The organism is Pseudomonas sp. 2 (genome assembly GCF_056627435.1).
The window spans coordinates 1-22,204 of the sequence record NZ_JBWXNG010000009.1; the positions used below are offsets into that span (position 1 = coordinate 1).

The following is a 22,204-nucleotide window of genomic DNA, read 5'->3' on the forward strand; positions in this document are numbered from 1 at the left end:
AGAAGCAGACGGTGCAACGGCGAATACTCCACGTCCTTCGGTTAGCCATGTAGGTGTAACTGAGACTTGGAACCTGCTTTTGCTAGGTAGCGAATATCCGATAAACCTAAGATTTTGATCTTTAAGCACCAGTTGTCCTGCCGCCGTTCATTCAACCGCCACGATCGATAGACTACCGGTCGTGGGGCTCCACCACGTGTGCTTCTGCCAAAAGGGCCTCGGCGTAACCTTCGAGGAAATCGAAAACCTCATCTGGGATATACCCGTTGTATTGCTCGCGCCGGTTTTTTGATACGACCCCATTCTGGTCTAAGCATTGGATAATCAGCTTACTCAACAGGCTGCCGCGCACGTCGTAGTTGTCATTAACCACCCTGAGCAGTGTGTCGTACCGTTGCAGGTACTCGGTTCCTTTCCTCAGTTCGATTTCCAATGCCCGTTTGGCCATTTCCAGCGTGAAGGCCACACATTCAGTCGCGTCCCAGAAACGATAGAGGCTGGAGTCGCCGGTGAAGTGAAGCGACATCTCGTCGGCATTGATCAACCTAACGTCCCAAAATTTCCGCACCGGTTTCGAGAAGCTCTGCAGTGCCTCATGATAGCGTTGCCCCTCTCTATTCATGGCCACCGAGACAGGGAGTAACAAACCGCTCTCCAGCGCACCGCTGCAGCACAATGCCTGGTGAATCAAAAAGCGCGACAGTCGCCCATTCCCATCCATGAAAGGATGCAAGAAGACGAATCCGAATGAGGCAATGCCGGCGGCAACCAGGGGATCAAGCTCCAAAGGTGCACGGTTTGCGAAGGCCATGAATTCGCCCATCAGATCCCGGCACAGATTTGGAGGAGGGGGAATATAGGTGACCCCAGCAGCTCCTCGAAAGGAGTTGGTCAGGTGGTTTTGTTCATCCCGGAAGGCCACCGCCCATTCAAGCGGTTGGGAAAGAGCATTGTTTTGCAGAGAGACCAAGTAGTCTTCGGTAAGCGGCTGACGGTCATGTGCCTGGCGCAGCAACTGAACAAAACGCTCTGACTTCTGCTGGCTTGATGATTCCTTTTCGATCGCAAATGAGGAATCCGTTTCGCTCAGGTACGCCCAGTCGATGGCGCGATCCATCATGACCTTTGGTAAAGAGGCAACGAACTCTTTCAAGCGCCCCAGAACGTCGCACTCAAGCAGGGCCTGGATCTCAGGTGTACGTTCTACCGTCGCGCAATATTGGAGCGTCCCCAGCCCATTAAAATCTACGCGCCAACGGTTGTTTCGCACCGACGCGCCCGTGATATAGCGTTCTGGATCAAACAGCAGTACGCCCGGCCCCCTAGGCTTGTCGGTGTAGTCCAGTAAATGGTCGGAAAAGGCTTCCCAGAGGAAGCAGACTTTGCGCAGATAGCCGCTGCTGGGGGATTGGGTTATGGCCTGGACAAGGATTCGATCTTCAATGCGAGGCAGAGCCTGAGCCAAGATAGCGAGGTTAACGCCCTCATGTTTGAGTGCAAAGATGATGTGGGCTAGAAAATCCCCGGCCTCTGGGGCGACCGCCTTTGGCACTGCAAGCGCGCCGTCGAGCCGCTCAATACGGGTAACCGGGTGAACACGTGCGGGCTTCTTTACCCCGATCACCTTCAGCCCCATGGCATCGATCAAATGGGCGTACCCCACCAGATTTCCCATTATTTCCCCGGTCGCTGGCCAGATTTTTTTAACCGGGCCAAGATTTTTTTAAAACACTGGCCGATCGTGCAGAAAATCTTAACGGAAAATGGCCACGCAACCGCTATTTTTAGGTTCACCACCGATGCGGGCGCCGGGATTCTGTGTGTAGTGGTAAACGTGTACCTGTAATTCCCCCCACTGGCAGCGATGGGTCGGAGGATGCCTGCCTTGCATCGTCGCCGGCAATGTTTGCTGTCTACAAGAATTCAGCTTCGGTAGCAGGGTTCTCTTCCGAGTATAAGCACCATGGCTCTTATCAACGGTGCGAGGAGCGGCACGCTGCACCAAAACGCGCTCCCTGCATCGTTCGGTAGGTACATGCTGTCAGGTACTGCTTGATTCAGACTCAGTGACAGACATGGCTACTTTCGACTCCGACAATGATTGCTACGTCGAAGCACGAGTGGCGCTCAGGCCACCAACGAGGTAGGTAGACATACATTTTAAGCGCCGCAGGCTGGGGGAGTGACGAAGCCGGTGCCGGCCGGCTTCACCGTCATGGGCAGCGTTTACTCGATCATTTGAGACTCAGACGCCTGAGGCCATGCGCGCTTTTTCACCTCATTTTTTGTCTCGAGCCATGCGTGGTAAAGGTCGGGAAAGTCTTCCTCGACTCCCCATCGCTGGCCGCAAGGAGGGAGGTTGAATTTTTTTCTCAGGTCATTAGCAAGCAGGAACGCTTCGTATCCGAAGTAACCGACGACCTCTGCTTTATGATCACTGGACTCAGTGGGATCGAAGGCTGCGTCATGGATCGCGTGAAGATGTTGGCTCGCAAGGGCTTTCTCCGTTGTAAGCCAAACCAACGCGCTCGCGTGTTGAGAGTCCAGGAACCTCAACTCATCTTGGTTGACGTTCAATTCAGGGTATGGGCAGCTTGGCCAATTTTGGTAATCGGCGTGCGAGTTCAGTGATGCGGTGTACTCTTGGTAGTCCCTTACGTTTCTGCGTGATTCAAGAGCGTAAAGATCGAGCTTTGCGATCACCGCGATAGCGGAAAACTTCGCATCCCGGGCCCTTTCGCGAACCTTGAACCACCAGTCCTTGATCCAGCCAATCAGTGCGGCGACAACACCGCTGGCCAAGACAATCTTAAGAATATCGCTCCAACCTAAAATCGAAGCTGCTGTCTCCGCTGTTCCCACGCGCCCTCCCGATCTGCTTTCACGATGAAGAATTGCGGCGCGCATGCCCGCCGGACTAAATTCGACTGACGAATCACTGGGGTCAAATACTACCAGCACGCCTGTTCTGTCATCAGTTGCTTTCGGAAGACTCGGTACCTGACTTTGGTGTTGGTCCGAGGAGCATGCGGTGGCGAGCAACGGGACGGGCATGTAGCACCCGCCGCGAAAGATTTTCGAGGCACAACGCCGGCGCCACTGCTTTCCGCGGGTCGTTAATCCAGGGGGCGGAATGCTTCTGAAGATAGAGCTTTAAGCGCTTGCCAATCGTACAAAGTTCTGTACTATGAAATCTGGATCGTACGGCGGTGCTGCGCGATCCAAATAGAACTGTACAAACCCAAGACGGGGGCGGCAGCAACCTATTCAGCCCAAACCAGGCGGTGCTTGGTACGAGGCTTGGCCAGTGGCCAAGAAGGACTCTATTAGATGCAAGTTTTATCATTCAGCCAGGCTCGTGCCGGCTTGAAGCAAGCAATGGACGATGTATGTCGGGATCACGAGCCCGCCGTCATCACACGCCAGCGCGGCGACCATGTGGTGATCCTTTCGCTGGATGACTACAACTCCATGGCGGAAACCATGTACCTCTTGGGTACTGAGAAGAATGCCAATCGCCTGCGCAGCTCCGTAGCGAAGCACAAGGCCGGGACAGTCTCTCTCAAGGAGCTATCCCTAAATGTCTCAGAAGAAGAAACAGAAGAATAAAGAATTAGCGCGCAGCGCAGTCACAATTGGATTCGTTGACGAAGGCTGGGAAGACTACCAGCACTGGAATGACAACGATCCGGTCATTAGGGAAACGATCGATAGCCTCTTGGCTGAGATCGTCCGCACGCCTTTCACCGGCACAGGCAAACCCGAACCTTTAAAAGGCGATCTGTCCGGGTACTGGTCACGCCGAATTACGAAAGAGCACCGCCTTGTTTATTTTTATGAGGCAGGGGCGCTCACCGTAATCGCCTGCCGACACCACTACTGAATACGCAGAAATCGTCGCCGCTGGTGAATTCCCGCGGCCGTACCATCAGTCATTCATACAGGCTGATGCACTGCTGAAACTGGTTTAACTTCACAGGGGCACTCATGGTAAAGGTGTGGTCGTTCATCAAGAGCGCGGAGTTCATGGCGATTCTCGCGCTTGTGGGTTTCCTGCTCTCGATTTATCTGGGCTTTTTTTACGAGAAAAAGCCACACCTTGTCTTCACGGCGTCTCAGCCAACAAAGGTCTTTGACGTTCATCAAGCCCTGGGAGGGCTTGAAATTTCATATGCTGGTGAAAGCCTTCGTGGCGGGCAGAAAAATCTGTGGGTGATGACCGTTGTCTTGAAAAACGAAGGGAATGCGGAGGTTCGGAAGGGGGACTATGACGACCGAGACCCACTCGGCGTATCCGTTCTGAACGGACAACTGCTGGAACAACCGACATTTCAGTCCGACAGCTCTTACATCGCTAAATACATAAATCCGTCCCGTGAGGCCAACAGTGTGCATTTTGCACCTGTGATTATCGAGCCTGGTGATTCGGTAACCCTTAACCTGCTCGTGCTGGGCAGTGAAACCATCAAGCCAGAACTCGTACCGACGGGGAAAATCTCTGGATCCTCGGGGCTGGAAATGCTCAACGCTGACGATCGGACTCAAACGGGTGTGATCAAGGATCTGGTCTACTCCGAGCGTTGGTGGATTCAGGGGCTGCGCGTCCCTGTATATACCCTGATTTTTCTTATTGCCTTGGCTTTAATGATTGCCGTCCCCCAGGCTTTTGCCTTTCCGTTCAATTCGCTTAGAGAGAAAAAGGACAAAGCCTCTCGCAGGACAGAGGTAGAGCAATATCGACCCGGCCAGCCACTGTCCGCAGCGGAGAGGCTGTTCACCAAGCTTTACGCTGAACAAGGTATTCGGCCACTTCAGTACGCTTACAAAGCCCTAAGGGAGGTCAGCAGGATTCGAGCGGATCGAGAAATTCTCGAGCCATCGATTAGCCCAGAGCAAATGAACCGACTGGACCGGTATTTCGCTCTCTCCGACGACGCTAGGTATGAAGTTGGTCGACTTGAGGATCGTGGTCTGGCGAACATCCGAACGATGACATTGGAGCAGATCACACCGATCCTTCAGGACATCGAAGGGTTTGCCGCTCACCTCAAGAGCTCATTAGAGATTAAGGGCAATCACAGAATCACAATGGAGGAGGTTGTGGAATCAGAGGGAGGTGAGGTTTTGGTACGCAGGCGCAGTATCGGAGCGCAAGATCTCGAGTAGTACTGTGAGGAACATCTGATTTTGGCCTCCATACCACACGCTTACGGCACGCCTAAGGGATGATCACCGCCCGAGTGGTGTCCTAGCGTGCCCTTTGAACAGTTCCGGCCATACTTGGCGGTGGCGAGCTGAACAGACCGGAGTTCAACATAGCGCAGGCATGCTGCTTCAAAAATGTGGCAGGTCCAGCTCAGAGTCCGCCTTTAGGCATTACATCGCTCAGCCGAGTAGGATCTGTGCCAGAGCGCTATCGGAGACAGTGCCCGTGAGTCGAATAGTCATGCATACCGGCCCTGTCGCACCGAGCCATGCAGCCCATTGCCCGAATCCCTCGAATAGCGTCTAGCCCAGGCAGTATTGCTTAAAATCGCCTCATCCGGAGGAGGAGCTACCGCTTGTCAAATCAAATGACTCTGCTATACAGTTCTTGTCAAAGGATTTGTCAAATAGTGTAGAATCCCGGCCCTCATTGAGGACGGCAGGAGGATGATCATGACTGAGCGTGAAGGGGTTTTAGCAGGGGCTCCACTCATCTACGCACTCAGCGCAGTTCGATTTGCTCCCATTCTCAAGCTTCCAAAACTCATTCCTGAGATACATCAAACCATTCGTAAGAGCCTTCCAGGCTTTTTCCAAATGGTGAAAGGTATGCCTGGAGTGATGCCCGGAGTGATGCATGGTGCTGAGCCCAACACTTGGGCGTTCCTAGATAGGGATGCTACCTATGCCTGTGTGTTAGGTACCGATCATCTATTCCTGCAAAGCACGAAATATCTTCATTTCGACAATCATCTTCAACTGTTCCGGGAATGCCTAGAGGCATTGGTGGCGCAAGTCGGTGAGCTGGATATCACCGGGATTGGGATGCGCTATCTCGATAGAATCGAGCCCATGGAAGGAGAGACCTTGGTCGATTACCTGCCAGAGGCCATGCTGCCGATGAAACCTGATGGCCTAATCTACGGCAAGAGGGATCCTCAGGGACTGCTAGGGGTTTCCACCACCACCTATCATCTAGATCCTGAGTTCCTGCACATCAGATGCTGGCGTCAGACTGGGATGTGGATTCCGGACGACCTAGCAGAGCCTGCGATGGTCTTCGAAATCGCACGGCAGACAAAGCAGACATCCAAATCGGCCCAGTCCATGCACAATGCGTTTGTTCCCGTCAGTGAAAATGGCGCACTTCTTGATATCGATGCTTATTGGCCAATGCCGCTTACGGAACGACTAGAGACTGGAGATATCTGCAAAAAGCTCGATGGCCTCCATAAAACTGCTAATTTTGCATTCAGAGCAGTAGCTAAGGACCATGCTTTTGATGTTTGGAGAAAAGCCAAATGAAAACGCCAATGAATGGCCTGTGGGTTGATCAAAGTGGTGTAGCGGTTGACACGCGTGGTTCGTGGGAACGCCCTGACATTGCTCCGCGCGTTGCCACCAGTACAGCGAGCCCTGGCATAGCGCTGGTTTTTGCTGCGTTGCTCGCAATCTCCACGGCAACTGCCACAAGCGGCGGCATTGAATACACCCCTCAGTTGATCGGCTCCGGCGGTGTAAGTTTTCAGCACGTAGTCGCGGGTGCTTGGACACAAGTCGATACTGCACACCCAGCAATCACGGATGAAGTGGCTCCTTATCTTATTGAGGAGCTTAGAAGCGAGTACAAACTGTCGGATAGCACCATCGCAGAGATGTTCGATGTGTCTCGACAGACAGTGTACAATTGGCGCACTGGCAAGACGGCGACCGGCCTACCAGAGCGGCTCGGCGCTTTGACTGAAGCTCTCAGGCAAGTTAAGCCTGAGGACGCTCCATATTTGCAACGCGTTCTTTTTTACCCTACTGCAGATGGCCGCCTCATTCAGGACGCGCTTTCTAACGAGGCGTGGGAACGAGATGGGGCTGCTGGTGTTATCGGAGTGGTTGCTGAGCTAGCCGGTAAGGCGCAGCAACTGCGTGAGAGGGACCTTAAGACCATCGCCAGGTTGGACAGACCGGGTGGTTCTAACTCGGTTTGATTTATGGCAGACACACCTGAGCAACAGGTAGTACATGCGATCAGCGATGCTGGCTGGTTGCAAGGCGATATCGTCTCAGGTGACGCGCTGGTGGAACATCTTCCTCCTGGCGTGCTGAAATCCTACTTCGACGACCAAGCACCCGCCTTCTGGGTGCTTGCGTCCCACTCCTGTACGGTACATGCGCGGACTTTCGAAGACGCGCCACTGGTAGAGTGGATTGCGGTCAAGGTAAAGAAGAAACCGTTTGCCAGACATCTCAATGCAATTAACCCCAGAGTACTTCAGCTACCTGTGGCGGAGCGACAGATTCTAGAGCTGAAAATACACCGACGGGTGTGGACCAGCAGAGCCGTACTGCCAACACTTCGTCGCAATTCGGATGTAGAGCTTACCGACGAGCTTCGTGGGATATTTTCCTATTGGCTTGCCCATGCCTACGACCGCATTGCGATGCCTGACGAACTCGTGAACCGTCTAAAGGCCGAGCAGGGCGATGACGGTATGAACGGTCTTGCCGTGTTGGTAAATGAGTTTGTGGAAAGAAACAACCACATGCTAGCGAGCGCCTGGGTCTCGTTCTATCCCAACTGGGAAGTGGAAAACGTAGATGAGCCGTACGAAGTCTCGTTCCGCTTTCTAACGAAGCGTGCGCATAATCGCCAAGTCGACGAGCTGAATGAAGAGTTGCACGGATTACTTGGGGTTGGCAGAACGCTAAGCCAAGGCATAATCTTTGGCGGAGCTTTGGTTACCGTGCTCCAGGACTTCACGATGCTCGATGCTGAAGAATACGTGCGGTATAATCTATACGACTGGCTAAGTGTGGGCGACTCAGATGACGATCCAGATGAAGCCGGCGAATGCGAGTCTTAGGCTAATATTCTTCAGCCGCTCTGCATGCCACATATAGTGGCTTGCCCCTAACGAATAAGCACTCTTTATCGAACGTTACCACGTGATTTAAAAGTGCACAAATCGATACCATCTCTATTGTTGAAGGGAATGAATCCCCCCCGCGCAGTTCTGGACTGACCAGCGGCCATGATCAGGGATTGCTATCACGGTCTGGCGAGCACCTCTCAATGAACAGATGAAGCGCGCTGGCAGAAAAACTCATGCGCACGCTTCGATTACGCATAGCATTCTAAGGTGCTGTTTTTAAGTGCAATATTTCTGTAAATCCCTAGCGTAATGAGTCAGTGCGAACAGCGGATGATTGCTGGCCTGCCTGGGGGCTCAATGGCCATTAAGCCAGAGCCCTTAGCATAGATGATCTCATACCAATCCAAGCTCGTAGAATTTCTAGGATCGATCATTACGCGGTCTTGAGACGTTCCCAGAAATACACCATCACCAGGCAAGTCGAATCCGGGACAGTTAATATTCTTGTAAAAGTCCAAGGATCGAGCTAGCAAATAGGCCTTCTTATCTAAAGTTGTCGCATCCAAGCATGCCGGAATGATAAACAACCCCATCCCTCCAACCACTACTCCTGACATGGAAAAAAAGAAACCGAGCAAAGCGCGCCATCCCTTGCCTCCATAGTCAGACTTAAACATATACAATACGAAATTTACGCCACCCACAATGGTAAAAACAAAAAACATCGGCTTAAACAGAACAAAAACATTCATGAGCGTCAAAATTTTAAACGCATTTGGAAACGCAGCCTCACTTACTCCAAATGCTCTATTAAGCTGGCCTGCCGCTTCAACTGAGCTAGAGAGAAGTACAGCCGCTAGCAGTGAGGCAATGGCGATATTAATCGCAAACTCACCACCCAACACCTTCGCAACCTTTGAGTTCGTCACAAACATGATTGAATAAAGAAGCAGCAAGACCACCCCAATCATCAATGTGAGCGGAGCAAAGGATCTAATAGATGGGCTTTCTACATCCACTAGCATGGAGGTAACTATAAAGAGAAACAAGTATCCGAGAATTCCTACTCCAAGAATCCACAAATCCTTCTCAGCATTCGAATCTTGACTAGTAACTTTTGTATTATTGGCCACTCTCACCTCATTCGTTCAATCAGAAAGAATTTGTAGTGCGCCTAGCGCATCCGCTACCACACCTAGTTGTATGAACAGAACGATATCGGCGCTTATTTGAAAACCATGAGAGGCTAAGATTGGCGATCGACCAACGAGCAATACTGTGCGCTATTCCCTTGGGGCCGGATCAAACGCGATCAAGGCAGGTTGATCCGCGTTGCCAGATCCGTCGGCAAGCGTACCGAGAAACCGAGGTGCCCCTAGTGCCCCCCTCTGAGGCTCATTTTTGACAAGATTTTTGTGATCTTGGTCTCAGAAAGTAAAATGCCGGAGTTCGATCGGCGGGTGCTTGAGGTGCTGAGGGAGCCGCTGGAGTCGGGCCATATCGTGATTTCCCGCGCTCGCGATCGGGTTCGCTTCCCCGCGCGCTTCCAGCTGGTTGCCGCGATGAACCCCTGCCCGTGCGGCTATTACGGCGAACCCACCGGCCGCTGTCGTTGCTCGACCGATCAGATTCAGCGCTACCGCAACAAGCTCTCCGGCCCGCTGCTCGACCGCATCGACCTGCACCTGACCGTCGCGCGCGAAGCCACCTCGCTTAACGCCACTGCACAAGGTGGAGAAACCAGCGCCAGCGCCGCGCAGTGGGTGTCCGAAGCCCGCGAGCTTCAGCAAAAACGCCAGGGCTGCGCCAATGCCTTCCTCGACCTTCCCGCCCTGCGCCAACACTGTGTGCTGCAGGCCGAGGACGAAGCCTGGCTGGAAACCGCCTGCGAGCGGCTGAACCTGTCGCTGCGCGCCGCGCACCGCCTGTTGAAGGTGGCGCGCACCCTGGCGGATCTTGAGCGGGTGGAGGCGATATCCAGAAGTCATATCGCCGAGGCGTTGCAGTATCGGCCTTCGTCGGGTTGATAAAAATGAAACGTTGTCCGTATCTCAATTGAGATACATAGTGAGCCTTTTGGAGGAATACGCCATGGCAACTCAAAGCTCGATGCTGCACGTGAGAATCGATGATGAACTCAAGGCTCAAGCGGCAGAAACACTTGCCAAATTCGGGCTTACGGTATCCGACGCGGTGCGGATTCTCTTGACCCGGGTCGCCCGGGAAGGCGCCTTGCCTGCGGGCTTTACCAGCGATGCCGAGGCTTACGACAAATGGTTCAGGGCCAAGGTGCGCGAAGCCATGGAAGACAACAGCCCGACCCTGTCCCATGAAAGCGTGATGGCAGAGGCGACGGCGCTACTGGAAAGGAAGCGTGGTGCTGACAGTTGAATGGAGCAAGTTTGCCAAGGCCGACCTGCTGGCTATCCTGGCCTACATATCGGATAGCGATCCGGCCGCCGCATTGAGGTTGAAGGAAGAAATCGATGTGCGCATCGGGCATCTTCCCCGGCACCCGCGCCTCTACAGGGCAGGGCGTGAACCCGGCATGAGAGAAATGGTGGTGATGCCCAATTATCTGGTGATTTACACCGAAGGCGCTGGCGCGATCACCATACTTCGAGTTCTGCACGCAGCCCAACAATGGCCACCGGCTTAAGCACCGGTGGCCACCCGCAGATTACCGAAACCGATCCACTTCCTTGCGCAGATCCGCCGCCAGTGCATTGAGCTCCTGCGCGGTCACGGCCAGGTTCGACACCACTTCACGCTGTTCGCTGTTGGCCAGCGCGATGCTTTGCAAATTGGCACTGAGTAGCGTCGCAGTGTTGCTCTGCTCTTGCGTTGCCGTGGTGATCGATGCGAATTGCTCGCCGGCCGAGCGGCTCTGTTCGTCGATCTGGGCCAGGGCCGCAGCGACCTTGGCGTTGCGCGACAGGCCTTCCTGCATCAGTGCGTTGCCCTGCTCCATGGTGCTGATGGCATTGCCGGTTTCCTGCTGGATGCTGGCGATCATGCCGGAAATTTCGTCGGTGGCCTGGCGGGTGCGCGACGCCAGATTGCGCACTTCGTCGGCGACCACAGCGAAGCCACGGCCCTGCTCGCCCGCCCGCGCCGCTTCAATGGCGGCGTTGAGGGCCAGCAGATTGGTCTGCTCGGCGATAGAGGTGATCACGCTGACAATGCCGCCGATTTCCTGAGAACGCTGGCCCAGGGTGTCGATGACCGCAGCCGTGCTGCCCAACGATCCGGCGATCTGCTCAAGCGATGCAGAAGCCTCTTCCATCGAAGCGCGCCCAATACGGGTCTGCTGGGCGTTGCCCTGAGCCAGACGCTCGGTATTGCCCATGTTGTCGGCGATGGTCAGAGCAGTTGCGCTGAACTCCTCGACAGCGCCGGCCATGCTGGTGATTTCGCCGGATTGCTGCTCCATGCCCTCATACGCACCACCGGACATGCCGGACAGCGCATGGGCGCGGCCACTGACTTCCTGGGCGGCGGTGCGGATATGCGAAACCATGGTTTCCAGCGCCTGGCCCATCTTGTTGAAACTGCCCGCCAGCTGGCCGATTTCGTCGTGGCTGGCGATGTTCAGGCGCACGCTCAGGTCGCCGGCGCCCAGCGCCTCAGCCTGCTTGACCAGATCCGACAGCGGTTGCAGCTTGCTGCGCAGCAGCCAGATCGCGGCGCCGACGGCGATCAGCATCGCCAGCAGGCTGCCAATGGCCAGTTGCGTGCCGACGCTCCAGGTCACGGCGCTGATTTCGGCCTTGGGCATGACCGCCAGAATCGACCACGGCCCGCCCTTGAACGGCTCGGCGATGGTGTAGAAATCGTTGCCTGTGTCCTGCCAGAAGCGGCCTTTACCCGGGGCCTTGGCGAGCTCGGACAAGGTAATGCTGGCCTGATCCAGATCCTTCACGCCCGCAGGCGGTACCAGCCATTTGTTCTGCTCATCCAGCAGCGCCAGCGAGCCGGTCTGGCCGATGCGGAAGCTCTTGAGGTTGTCGAACTGCGCCTTTTGCGCGTCGGTGTAATCGAAGCCCACAAACAGCACGGCTATCACCTTGCCGCTGCTGTCGCGCACCGGGCTGTATTGGGTCATGTAGAGCCGATCAAACAGCGTTGCCCGCCCGACATAGCCCTGGCCACCCAAGAGTTTGTCGTAAGCCGGGTGCTTGTGATCCAGCACTGTACCAATGGCCCGCGAACCATCCTGCTTGGTCAGCGAGGTGCTGATGCGGATGAAGTCGTCGCCGCTGCGCACGAAAACGGTCGCCACACCGGCGGTCATTTTCTTGAAGTCGTCGACTTCGGTGAAGTCGTTGTTCAGTGGTGTTGCGCCCAGCAACAGCGCAGGGGTCTGCACACCTGCCACCGCGATCTGCTGGTCGTTCTGCACGCTCAAGTTGTTGAAGCGTTTTTCGAACAGTCCGCTAAGGCGCTGGGTGCTGTCGCGCAGGGTGCTGTGAAAGGTGGTGAGCTGGTCGGCCAGCAACCGCGCTTCGCTGCCCATGTGTTCTTCCCGAATGGCGAGGTTCGCCGAATCCAGTGAGCGCAGGGCGAACAGGGTACTGCCACTGATGACAACGGCCAGGACGACGGCCAGGGCGATGCCAAGCTGTGAGGCAATTCGGGCGCGGGGTGCAGGCATGAAGACTCCTTGCCGAACGACTGGATCTCCCTGATCTCAGCAAACGCATTCGGACTGTTTTAATAGAGGGGATCGATGAATCAATTGGAACTGACGTTCCGCAATTACACATTCGGCTGAAAAATCGAATACTTGAGTCCTGCGCCGGGTCTTTGGACGGAAGGTAGCAAACGTTTTCGTTTCCATATGTTTCAGCGACCTCCGACAGGCTTGGGGTGCTATTGCAGAATCGTCACATCCGGCAATTCCATCGCCTGCACTTCGCTCTGCAGAAAATCGCTCAACCTGCGCAGCCGCTCGCCGCCCGGACGGGTCTTGGGCCAGACCAGATAATAGTTCTCGCCGCTGACCACCGCCGTGCGCCACGGCAGGCTCAACCTGCCCTGGCTGACATCCTCGGCCACCATCAAAAGATCCCCCATCGACACCCCGTAGCCGCGGGCTGCGGCGATCATGCCCAGCTCCAGCGTGTCGAACACCTGGCCGCCGCGCAGGGAAATCTGTTCAGACAACCCCATGCGCTCCAGCCAGCTGCGCCAGTCGCGCCGATCCGGCGTGGGGTGCAGCAGTTCGGCGCTGGCCAGCCGTTCGGCGTCCCAGGGCGCATCGTCCAGCAGACTGGGCGAACCCACCGGAATCAGCAGTTCGGGAAATAGATAGGTCGCCTCCCAGTCCGGCGGAAAGTGCCCGCGGCTGAGCAGCACCGCGCAATCGAAGGGCTCCTGGGTGAAGTCCACCGCGTCGATGTCCATCCAGGCGCTGGTCAACTGCACCTCGTTGCCCACCTGCAGATGACGAAAGCGGCTAAGCCGCGCCAGCAGCCAGCGCATGGTCAGAGTCGATGGCGCCTTCATGCGCAAAATGCCTTCCTCGGCCATCAAGGCGCTGCACGCCCGCTCCAGCGCCGAGAAGCCTTCTCGCACGCCGGGTAAAAGTTCCCGGGCCGCTTCGGTCAGTTGCAGGTTGCGGCCGTTGCGGCGAAACAGGCGGCAGGCGAAGTGCTCTTCCAACGTATGGATATGGCGGCTCACTGCGCTCTGGGTGATCGAAAGTTCTTCAGCGGCGCGGGTGAACGAGCTGTGCCGCGCTGCGGCTTCGAATGCACGCAGCGCATACAAGGGCGGGAGACTACGAGGCATGAGGCGTTTTCCTGTTTGCGCAGCGGCGATATTCCCACTCTACTGGAAAAAACTCAGGATGAGTTTTACTCATGCCAATGATCGGATTTATCCCTTTGTGCATCGGCAGCCGAATCACGACAATGAGCCGCTCACCAATGCCTCTCTCTCCTGAGCGACACGCCCATGCAACAGCACGCCTTCAAAGAACTGTGGATCATCCTGCGCCTGGCCGGGCCGCTGATTGCATCGCAGATGGCGCATATGCTGATGGTGTTCACCGACACCGTGATGATGGGCAAACTCGGCCCCGAATCGCTCGCGGGCGGCGGGCTGGGTGCGGCCAGCTACAACTTCGTTTCGTTCTTCTGCGTAGGAGTAATGGCGGCCGTGGGCACGCTGGTGGCGATTCGCCGCGGCGCCAACGATGACCCCGGCGCCACTCGCCTGACCCAGTCCGGGCTGTGGCTGGCCTGGGGCATGGCGCTGATTGCGGCGTTGATCCTGTGGAATCTGGGGCCGATCCTGCTGCACTTCGGCCAAGACGAAGCCAACGTGCACATGGCCAGCCAGTTCCTGATCACGCTTCCCTTCGCCCTGCCGGGCCTGTTGAGCTTCATGGCCCTGCGTGGCTTCACCAGTGCACTGGGGCGCGCCACACCGGTGATGGTCATCAGCCTGGTGGGCGTGGCGCTCAATTTCGCCCTTAACTACGCCTTTATCCACGGGCTTTTCGGACTGCCGCACTGGGGGCTGATGGGCATCGGGCTGGTCACCGCTATCGTCACCAACGGCATGGCGCTGAGCCTGTTCCTGTTCATCCGCTACAACAAGGCGTACGCGGCGTATCCGATCCACAAGAACCTGATGCAACTGTCGCGCCCTGACCTCCAGGAACTGTGGCGTCTGGGCCTGCCGATTGGCGGCACCTACGCGGTGGAAGTCGGCCTGTTCACCTTCGCCGCCTTCTGCATGGGCGCGATGGGCAGCACGCAGATGGCCGCACACCAGATCGCCCTGCAATCGGTGTCGATGGCGTTCATGATTCCCGTGGGGATTTCCTACGCCGTCACCATGCGCATCGGCCTGCACTACGGCGCGGGCAATCTGCTGCTGGCGCGCACCGCCGGGCGTATGGGCATCACCTTCGGCGGCCTGCTGATGCTGACCTTCGGCATTCTGTTCTGGGTCGCGCCCCATGCGGTCATCGGGCTGTTCGTGGACCTGGCCGATCCGAAGTTCCAGGACGTGGTCGAACTGGCCGTGAAGCTGCTGGCCATCGCTGCCTGGTTCGAGATTCTCGACGGCACCCAGACCATCGCCATGGGCGCGATTCGTGGATTCAAGGATGCCAAGACCACGTTCCTGATTGGCCTGGCGAGCTACTGGGCGGTGGGCGCGCCGTTGGCTTGGGGCCTGGGTTTTCTCGCCCATCAAGGCGCGGAAGGCGTGTGGTGGGGACTGGCGACCGGACTACTGTGTTCGGCCGTGGCGCTGACCTGGGCGTTCGAGCGCAAGACCACGCGGTTGCTACGCAAGGAGGCGACGGGTGTAGTGGTGATGGGCTGAACTGAAGGACGCGAACTTGCGAGCTGCAAACCTGTGGGAGCCGGCTTGCTGGCGAATGCGGTGTGCCATTCACCGTTGTAGCGTCTGATCGGATGCATTCGCCAGCAAGCCGGCTCCCACGGCCTTCGGCCAGAACGGTGCAGCGAGAGGCCTTCACAAACCCTGAATCAACCGCCCCTTGCCCTGATCGAACGTCAGGTAATCCAGCAGCTCAGGCAGCGCCAGCGGGTGGCTGATCAGGTAACCCTGGGCCTGATCGCAATTGAAGCTGCGCAGCAACGCCAGTTGCCCTGGGGTTTCGACGCCTTCGGCCACCACTTCCAGGCTCAGGTTGTGCGCCAGGTTGATCATGGCGTGAACCAGCTTGCGGTTCTCTTCGCGCTGTTCCATTTCGCCGACAAAGCTTCTGTCGATCTTGAGCAACGTGATCGGCAGGCTGTTGAGGTGCACGAACGAAGAAAAACCGGTGCCGAAGTCGTCCAGCGAGAAGCGCACCCCCAGCCGGCCCAGCGCGTCCATGGTCTGCTTGACCAGGTCGCTGCGGCGCATGACCGCCGTTTCGGTCAGCTCGAATTCCAGCCACTGCGCATCCACGCCCCGATCGGCGATCAGGCGCCCCAGCGTGGCCAGCAATTGGTTGTCCTGGAATTGGCGGAACGACAGGTTGATCGCCATGTGCAGCTGCGGCAGGCCTTTCTCGCGCAGGGTCTGCATGTCGCGCAGGGCGCGGGAAATCACCCAGTAACCCAGTGGCACGATCAGCCCGCTTTGCTCGGCCAGCGGCACGAATTCGCTGGGTGGCAGCAGGCCGCGTTCCGCATGGCGCCAGCGCACCAGCGCCTCCAGCCCGAGAATCCGCCCGGAATTCAGGCACAGGCGCGGCTGGTAGTGCAGTTCCAGCTCGTCGCGGCGCAACGCCCGGCGCAGTTCGCTCTCCAGATCGGCGAGGCTGCGGGCATTGCGGTTGATGCGTTCGTTGAAGATGTGAAAGGTGCAGCCCTGAACGCCCTTGGCCTGCTGCATCGCGATGTGCGCGTGCCACATCAGCGGGTCGGCACCGGCGTCGGCGCGGGCATGGGCGATGCCCAGGCTGCAACCGATCAGCAGGCTCTCGCCGTCGATCCAGTAGGGTTCGGACAAGGCTTCGGTGATGCGCTCGGCCATCCACTCGGCGCGCTCAGGCGCCCGGCGGGTGTCGATCAGCAGGGCGAACTCGTCGCTGCCCAGCCGCGCGAGCTGGTCACAGGCTTCGAGCTGGCTTTTCAGGCGCGCGACCACCTGCAGGATCAACCGGTCCCCTGCCTGATGCCCCAGGGCATCGTTGGCCCGGCGGAAGTTGTCCAGGTCCAAGTGGCCCAGCGCCAGCCCGCGGCCGTCGAATTCGGCCAGACGCGCAGACAGCAGCGTCTGAAAACCTTGTCGGTTGGCGATGCCGGTCAACGGATCCTGCTCGGCCAGGCGCTGCAGGGTGTTTTCCAGCAGGCCGCGCTCGCGAATGTGCCGCAGGCAGCGCCGCAGGCTATGGGTGGTCAGCGAGTCGCGCACCAGCCAGTCGCTGACGCCCACCGGGTCGTAATCGGGTTCGGCATCGAGCAGCAGCACGGTCGGCCAGTTGCACTGTCCGGCCAGAGGCTGCAATTCGGGGGTCGTCAAAAGGATGTAGGCATGGGCGGGGTCGATCCAGCTGCCAATAGCTTCCCAGCTCGAAGCACTGTCGAGAAAAACGGCATCCCCCAGGGGCGCCAGGCACTCGCGCAACAACGCTGCCCATTGCGGTGAGTCCGCCAGCAGCAGCAAACGCAAGGGTTCGACAGGCGTAGACAAGCTAGATCCCCACACAATCCAAAGATATCGGCACCCATTCGCATGAGGGTCGCCGAACGCGTGAATCCCCGCGTGATGCGCAAATGTAACAAATCGGCGAAATATTGATAGCGTCGCGCATCACAGTGTCAGACGGTCGCTGCACAATCCCCGGACCCTGTTAAAATGCTCGCCCATTTTTACAGCGACCCCTTCTTTTACTCATGTCCCGACTCAATCCCCGGCAACAGGAAGCCGTGAACTACGTCGGCGGCCCACTATTGGTGCTCGCCGGTGCCGGCTCCGGCAAGACCAGCGTGATCACGCGCAAGATTGCCCACCTGATCCAGAACTGCGGGATTCGCGCGCAGTACATCGTCGCCATGACCTTTACCAACAAGGCGGCGCGGGAAATGAAGGAGCGGGTCGGCACCCTGCTGCGGCGCGGCGAGGGGCGCGGTCTGACCGTTTCGACCTTCCACAACCTGGGCCTGAACATCATCCGCAAGGAATACGCCCGCCTGGGTTACAAGCCTGGCTTCTCGATCTTCGACGAGACCGACGTCAAGGCCTTGATGACCGACATCATGCAGAAGGAATACTCGGGCGACGACGGCGTGGACGAGATCAAGAACATGATCGACTCCTGGAAAAACGACCTGATCCTGCCAGCCGAAGCGCTGGAAGCCTCGCGCAACCCCAAGGAGCAGACCGCCGCCATCGTCTACACCCACTACCAGCGCACGCTCAAGGCGTACAACGCGGTGGACTTCAACGACCTGATCCTGCTGCCGGTGAAGCTGTTCCAGGAACACACCGACATCCTCGAGAAATGGCAGAACAAGGTGCGCTACCTGCTGGTGGACGAATACCAGGACACCAACGCCAGCCAGTATCTGCTGGTGAAGATGCTCATCGGCACCCGCTGCCAGTTCACCGTGGTGGGCGATGACGACCAGTCGATCTACGCCTGGCGCGGCGCGCGGCCGGAAAACCTGATGCTGCTCAAGACCGACTACCCGTCGCTCAAGGTGGTCATGCTGGAGCAGAACTACCGCTCCACCAGCCGCATCCTGCGCTGCGCCAACGTGCTGATCTCCAACAACCCCCACGAGTTCGAGAAGCAGCTGTGGAGCGAGATGGGTCACGGCGACGAAATCCGCGTGATCCGCTGCAAGAACGAAGACGCCGAAGCCGAGCGCGTGGCCGTGGAAATCCTCAGCCTGCACCTGCGTACCGACCGGCCCTACAGCGATTTCGCGATCCTCTATCGCGGTAACTATCAGGCCAAGCTGATCGAACTGAAGCTGCAGCATCATTCGATCCCGTATCGCCTGTCCGGCGGCAACAGCTTCTTCGGGCGTCAGGAAGTCAAAGACCTGATGGCCTACTTCCGCCTGCTGGTGAACCCGGACGACGACAACGCCTTCCTGCGCGTGATCAACGTGCCGCGCCGGGAAATCGGCTCCACGACCCTGGAAAAACTCGGCAACTACGCCACCGAGCGGCAGATTTCGATGTACGCCGCCACCGACGAAATCGGCCTGGGTGAGCACCTGGACAGCCGCTTCACCGACCGTCTCAAGCGCTTCAAGCACTGGATGGACGGCGTGCGTCACCAATGCGCGACCCAGGAGCCGATCGCCGTGCTGCGCAGCATGGTCATGGACATCGACTACGAGAACTGGCTGCGCCAGAACAGCTCCAGCGACAAGGCCGCCGATTACCGCATGAGCAACGTGTGGTTCCTGATCGAGGCGTTGAAGAACACCCTGGAGAAGGACGAAGAAGGCGGCATGACCATCGAGGAAGCCATCGGCAAGCTGGTCCTGCGCGACATGCTCGAACGCCAGCAGGAAGAGGAAGACGGCGCCGAGGGCGTGCAGATGATGACCCTGCACGCCTCCAAGGGCCTGGAATTCCCCTACGTGTTCATCATGGGCATGGAAGAGGAAATCCTCCCGCACCGCTCCAGCATCGAGGCCGACACCATCGAGGAAGAACGCCGCCTGGCCTACGTGGGCATCACCCGCGCCCGCCAGACCCTGGCGTTCACCTTCGCCGCCAAGCGCAAGCAGTACGGCGAAATCATCGACTGCCTGCCCAGCCGCTTCCTGGACGAACTGCCACCGGACGACCTGGCCTGGGAAGGCAACGACGACACACCCACCGAAGTGAAAGCCGTTCGCGGCAATACGGCATTGGCGGACATTCGCGCCATGCTGAAAAGATAAACAACCATTTCGCGCACCGTTTGCGCACCGAGGAACTGCCGTGGAAGCACTGCACAAGAAAATTCGCGAAGAAGGCATCGTACTTTCCGAGCAGGTACTGAAGGTCGACGCGTTTCTCAACCATCAGATCGATCCGGCCCTGATGCAGCAGATCGGCGACGAATTCGCCACGCTGTTCGCCAACTCCGGCATCACCAAGATCGTCACCATCGAAGCCTCGGGCATTGCGCCGGCGGTGATGACCGGCCTGAAACTGGGCATTCCGGTGATCTTCGCGCGCAAGCATCAGTCCCTGACCCTGACGGAAAACCTGTTCTCGGCGACGGTGTATTCGTTCACCAAGCAGACCGAAAGCACCATCGCCATCTCCACGCGCCACCTGACCAGCAGCGACCGCGTGCTGATCATCGATGACTTCCTGGCCAACGGCAAAGCCTCCCAGGCGCTGATTTCGATCATCAAGCAGGCCGGCGCCAGCGTGGCGGGCCTGGGCATCGTGATCGAGAAGTCGTTTCAGGGCGGCCGCGCGGAACTGGACGCTCAGGGCTATCGTGTAGAGTCACTGGCACGGGTCAAATCGCTGGCCGATGGCAAGGTGACGTTCGTCGACTAACCATCGGACTGACGAGCCCCATCCCTGTGGGAGCCGGCTTGCTGGCGAATGCGTCACATCAGACACTGCAGCAGTGAATGACACATCGCTTTCGCCAGCAAGCCGGCTCCCACACGTAAGGTGGGCGCAGGCACGCCTTCGGCAGAAGCCGGCACGCGGCGTCAAACAACACAGGGAGAGCAGCAATGATCATCGGCGAGAACCTTGAGGTCGAAGCCTTCTTCGACCCGCAGACCTCGACCATCAGCTACCTGGTGACCGACCGCGCGACCCGCAAGGCCGCCGTGATCGACAGCGTGCTCGATTACGACCCCAAGTCCGGCCGCACCCACACCGAATCGGCCGACAAACTGATCGCGCGGATTCGTGAAACCGGCGTCGCGGTGGATTGGATTCTGGAAACCCACGTCCACGCCGACCATCTCTCAGCAGCGGCCTACCTCAAGGAACAGCTCGGCGGCACGGTCGCCATCGGCAGCCACATCACCCGGGTGCAGAAAGTCTTCGGCACGCTGTTCAACGCCAAGGGCGAATTCGCCCGCGACGGCAGCCAGTTCGACAGGCTGCTGGAGGACGATGCGCATTTTTCCATCGGCTCGCTCAAGGCCCGCGCCATGCACACGCCAGGGCACACCCCGGCCTGCATGACCTACGTGGTGGAAGTGGGCGATGAAACCATCGCGTTCGTCGGCGACACGCTGTTCATGCCCGACTACGGCACCGCCCGCTGCGACTTTCCCGGCGCCGATGCGCGCACGCTGTATCGCTCCATCGGCCGGATCCTCAGCCTGGCGCCGCAGACCCGGCTGTTCATGTGCCACGACTACCTGCCCAATGGCCGCGAGCTGATGTACATGACCACCGTGGCCGAGCAGCGCGCCAGCAACATCCACATCCGCGAAGGCATCGATGAAGACGCCTTCGTGCAGATGCGCGAGAAACGCGATGCGACGCTGGACATGCCGGTGCTGATCCTGCCTTCGGTGCAGATCAACATGCGCGCAGGGCACATGCCAGAGCCTGAAGACAATGGCGTGAGCTACCTGAAAATCCCGATCAATGCCCTATGACGACGGTCCCGTAGCAGCACGGCTTGCCGGCGGGGCGGTGGGTCAGCAAAAGAGTTTGCGTCTGACACAACGCTCCCGCCGGCAAGCCGTGCTGCTACGGATCGAGTTATCACCCGACACTCAGCACAAGCCCCAGACAACATGACTGAACACGAAATGATCGGAGCCGGCCTCGGCACAATCATTGGCGCGGTATTGGCCCTCAACGGCGCCGGCGGCGGGATTCTTGCGGTGCCGCTGCTGGTCTTCGCCCTGCACCTGAGCATGGTCGAGGCCGCGCCCGTCGGGCTGCTGGCCGTGGGCCTGGCTGCGGCGGTCGGTGCGCTGCTGGGCCTGCGCCAGGGCATCGTGCGTTATCGCGCGGCGCTGTTCATCGCCCTGATCGGCATGTGCCTGACCCCGCTGGGCCTGTGGCTGGCGCACCAGATTCCCAACGCGCCGCTGGCGCTGGCCTTCTCCGGGGTGCTGGTCTATGCCTGCGCGCGGATCTACCGCAAGGCGGCCCACGAGCTGCATCACGGCAAGCCACCGGAGCGCGCGGCGTTTCTGCCCTGCGTGCTCAACCCGCTGGAAGGCCGCCTGCGCTGGACGCTGCCCTGCGCACGCTCGCTGGCGATCACCGGCGTGGTGTCCGGCGTGCTGTCCGGGCTGCTGGGCGTGGGCGGCGGGTTCGTGATCATCCCGGCCCTGACCCGCTACACCGATCTGGACATGAAAAGCATCGTTGCCACGTCACTGGCGGTGATCGCACTAGTGTCCACCGGCAGCGTCATCAGCGCCAGTTTCAGTGGCGTGATGCATTGGGCGGTGGGTTTGCCCTTTGCGGCGGGCGCTGTGGTCGGGTTGATCGCGGGCAGACAGGCCGCGCGATTCTTGGCCGGACCCAGGTTGCAGCAGTTGTTTGCCGTGACCGGTTTTATCGCGGCGGGCCTGTTGATTCTCAAAACCCTTTCCTGACTCCCTAAACAAACCGTGGGAGTGAGCTTGCTCACGAAAAGGCTCAGCCAGCCAGTACTCATCGCCGCCTGCCAATAAACATTCGTGAGCAAGCTCACTCCCACAGATCGCGCA

At 58.2% G+C, this 22,204-nt stretch carries 19 protein-coding genes and 2 pseudogenes; 14 read left to right on the forward strand and 7 right to left on the reverse strand.

Features of this window, described 5'->3' with window-relative positions:
- Window positions 1-172: 172 nt before the first annotated feature.
- On the reverse strand, window positions 173-1,675 hold the full coding sequence (locus AC1MEK_RS16090) for a Fic family protein (RefSeq protein ID WP_480397284.1): 1,503 nt from the start codon (window positions 1,673-1,675) through the stop codon (window positions 173-175).
- A 551-nt stretch (window positions 1,676-2,226) separates the two neighbouring features.
- Window positions 2,227-3,054 (reverse strand): hypothetical protein, encoded by an 828-nt coding sequence (locus tag AC1MEK_RS16095; RefSeq protein ID WP_480397285.1) that lies wholly within the window; start codon window positions 3,052-3,054, stop codon window positions 2,227-2,229.
- Between the two features lie 276 nt (window positions 3,055-3,330).
- Between AC1MEK_RS16095 and AC1MEK_RS16100 the strand changes: the two genes are divergently transcribed.
- The 6 genes from AC1MEK_RS16100 to AC1MEK_RS16125 all read left to right on the forward strand — a co-directional run bounded on the left by AC1MEK_RS16100 (window position 3,331) and on the right by AC1MEK_RS16125 (window position 8,063).
- The gene (locus tag AC1MEK_RS16100; protein ID WP_480397286.1) at window positions 3,331-3,609 is read left to right on the forward strand and encodes a type II toxin-antitoxin system Phd/YefM family antitoxin; all 279 of its coding nucleotides are present in this window, start codon (window positions 3,331-3,333) and stop codon (window positions 3,607-3,609) included.
- Complete coding sequence (locus AC1MEK_RS16105) at window positions 3,581-3,883, forward strand: Txe/YoeB family addiction module toxin (protein WP_480397287.1); 303 nt, start codon at window positions 3,581-3,583, stop codon at window positions 3,881-3,883. The genes AC1MEK_RS16100 and AC1MEK_RS16105 overlap by 29 nt, the downstream gene beginning before the upstream one ends.
- Before the next feature lie 104 nt (window positions 3,884-3,987).
- The gene (locus tag AC1MEK_RS16110; RefSeq protein ID WP_480397288.1) at window positions 3,988-5,166 is read left to right on the forward strand and encodes a hypothetical protein; all 1,179 of its coding nucleotides are present in this window, start codon (window positions 3,988-3,990) and stop codon (window positions 5,164-5,166) included.
- Window positions 5,167-5,658: 492 nt separating this feature from the next.
- Complete coding sequence (locus AC1MEK_RS16115) at window positions 5,659-6,510, forward strand: TIGR04255 family protein (protein WP_480397289.1); 852 nt, start codon at window positions 5,659-5,661, stop codon at window positions 6,508-6,510.
- The gene (locus AC1MEK_RS16120) at window positions 6,507-7,187 is read left to right on the forward strand and encodes a transcriptional regulator (protein ID WP_480397290.1); all 681 of its coding nucleotides are present in this window, start codon (window positions 6,507-6,509) and stop codon (window positions 7,185-7,187) included. Before AC1MEK_RS16115 ends, AC1MEK_RS16120 begins: the two co-directional genes overlap by 4 nt.
- A gap of 3 nt (window positions 7,188-7,190) precedes the next feature.
- On the forward strand, window positions 7,191-8,063 hold the full coding sequence (locus AC1MEK_RS16125) for a hypothetical protein (RefSeq protein WP_480397291.1): 873 nt from the start codon (window positions 7,191-7,193) through the stop codon (window positions 8,061-8,063).
- A 323-nt stretch (window positions 8,064-8,386) separates the two neighbouring features.
- Here AC1MEK_RS16125 and AC1MEK_RS16130 read toward each other — a convergent pair whose 3' ends face one another.
- The gene (locus tag AC1MEK_RS16130) at window positions 8,387-9,205 is read right to left on the reverse strand and encodes a hypothetical protein (RefSeq protein WP_480397292.1); all 819 of its coding nucleotides are present in this window, start codon (window positions 9,203-9,205) and stop codon (window positions 8,387-8,389) included.
- A gap of 303 nt (window positions 9,206-9,508) precedes the next feature.
- On the opposite strand from AC1MEK_RS16130, the pseudogene AC1MEK_RS16135 reads away from it, so the two are divergent.
- The 3 genes and pseudogenes from AC1MEK_RS16135 to AC1MEK_RS16145 all read left to right on the forward strand — a co-directional run.
- A pseudogene (locus AC1MEK_RS16135) lies at window positions 9,509-10,099 on the forward strand (ATP-binding protein); the annotation flags it as partial.
- 82 nt (window positions 10,100-10,181) lie between these two features.
- Entirely contained in the window at window positions 10,182-10,463 is a 282-nt protein-coding gene (gene relB / locus AC1MEK_RS16140; RefSeq protein WP_480397489.1) for a type II toxin-antitoxin system RelB family antitoxin, read from the forward strand.
- A complete protein-coding gene (locus tag AC1MEK_RS16145; RefSeq protein ID WP_480397293.1) occupies window positions 10,450-10,731 on the forward strand; it encodes a type II toxin-antitoxin system RelE/ParE family toxin in 282 nt (93 codons plus the stop codon). Before relB ends, AC1MEK_RS16145 begins: the two co-directional genes overlap by 14 nt.
- A gap of 21 nt (window positions 10,732-10,752) precedes the next feature.
- Here AC1MEK_RS16145 and AC1MEK_RS16150 read toward each other — a convergent pair whose 3' ends face one another.
- The 3 genes and pseudogenes from AC1MEK_RS16150 to AC1MEK_RS16160 form a co-directional block, all read right to left on the reverse strand.
- Entirely contained in the window at window positions 10,753-11,613 is an 861-nt protein-coding gene (locus AC1MEK_RS16150) for a methyl-accepting chemotaxis protein (RefSeq protein WP_480397490.1), read from the reverse strand.
- Window positions 11,608-12,726, reverse strand: a pseudogene (locus AC1MEK_RS16155) (Cache 3/Cache 2 fusion domain-containing protein); the annotation flags it as partial. The gene AC1MEK_RS16150 and the pseudogene AC1MEK_RS16155, both read right to left, overlap by 6 nt.
- A gap of 218 nt (window positions 12,727-12,944) precedes the next feature.
- Window positions 12,945-13,865: a LysR substrate-binding domain-containing protein gene (locus tag AC1MEK_RS16160; RefSeq protein ID WP_480397294.1), complete on the reverse strand. Its 921-nt coding sequence runs from the start codon at window positions 13,863-13,865 to the stop codon at window positions 12,945-12,947.
- 165 nt (window positions 13,866-14,030) lie between these two features.
- On the opposite strand from AC1MEK_RS16160, the gene AC1MEK_RS16165 reads away from it, so the two are divergent.
- Window positions 14,031-15,413, forward strand: a complete 1,383-nt coding sequence (locus AC1MEK_RS16165) for a NorM family multidrug efflux MATE transporter (RefSeq protein WP_480397295.1) — start codon at window positions 14,031-14,033, stop codon at window positions 15,411-15,413.
- Window positions 15,414-15,566: 153 nt separating this feature from the next.
- Here the strand turns inward: AC1MEK_RS16165 and AC1MEK_RS16170 are convergent, their stop codons facing one another.
- Window positions 15,567-17,237 (reverse strand): putative bifunctional diguanylate cyclase/phosphodiesterase, encoded by a 1,671-nt coding sequence (locus AC1MEK_RS16170; protein WP_480397296.1) that lies wholly within the window; start codon window positions 17,235-17,237, stop codon window positions 15,567-15,569.
- A gap of 203 nt (window positions 17,238-17,440) precedes the next feature.
- Here AC1MEK_RS16170 and rep point away from each other — a divergent pair, with 203 nt between their 5' ends.
- From rep to AC1MEK_RS16190, 4 genes are all read left to right on the forward strand, one after another.
- Window positions 17,441-19,450, forward strand: a complete 2,010-nt coding sequence (rep, locus tag AC1MEK_RS16175) for a DNA helicase Rep (RefSeq protein WP_480397297.1) — start codon at window positions 17,441-17,443, stop codon at window positions 19,448-19,450.
- A gap of 40 nt (window positions 19,451-19,490) precedes the next feature.
- Window positions 19,491-20,063, forward strand: a complete 573-nt coding sequence (locus AC1MEK_RS16180; RefSeq protein ID WP_480397298.1) for a xanthine phosphoribosyltransferase — start codon at window positions 19,491-19,493, stop codon at window positions 20,061-20,063.
- Window positions 20,064-20,248: 185 nt separating this feature from the next.
- The gene (locus AC1MEK_RS16185; RefSeq protein WP_480397299.1) at window positions 20,249-21,133 is read left to right on the forward strand and encodes an MBL fold metallo-hydrolase; all 885 of its coding nucleotides are present in this window, start codon (window positions 20,249-20,251) and stop codon (window positions 21,131-21,133) included.
- A gap of 141 nt (window positions 21,134-21,274) precedes the next feature.
- Entirely contained in the window at window positions 21,275-22,090 is an 816-nt protein-coding gene (locus AC1MEK_RS16190) for a sulfite exporter TauE/SafE family protein (RefSeq protein WP_480397300.1), read from the forward strand.
- The last annotated feature ends 114 nt before the right edge of the window (window positions 22,091-22,204 follow it).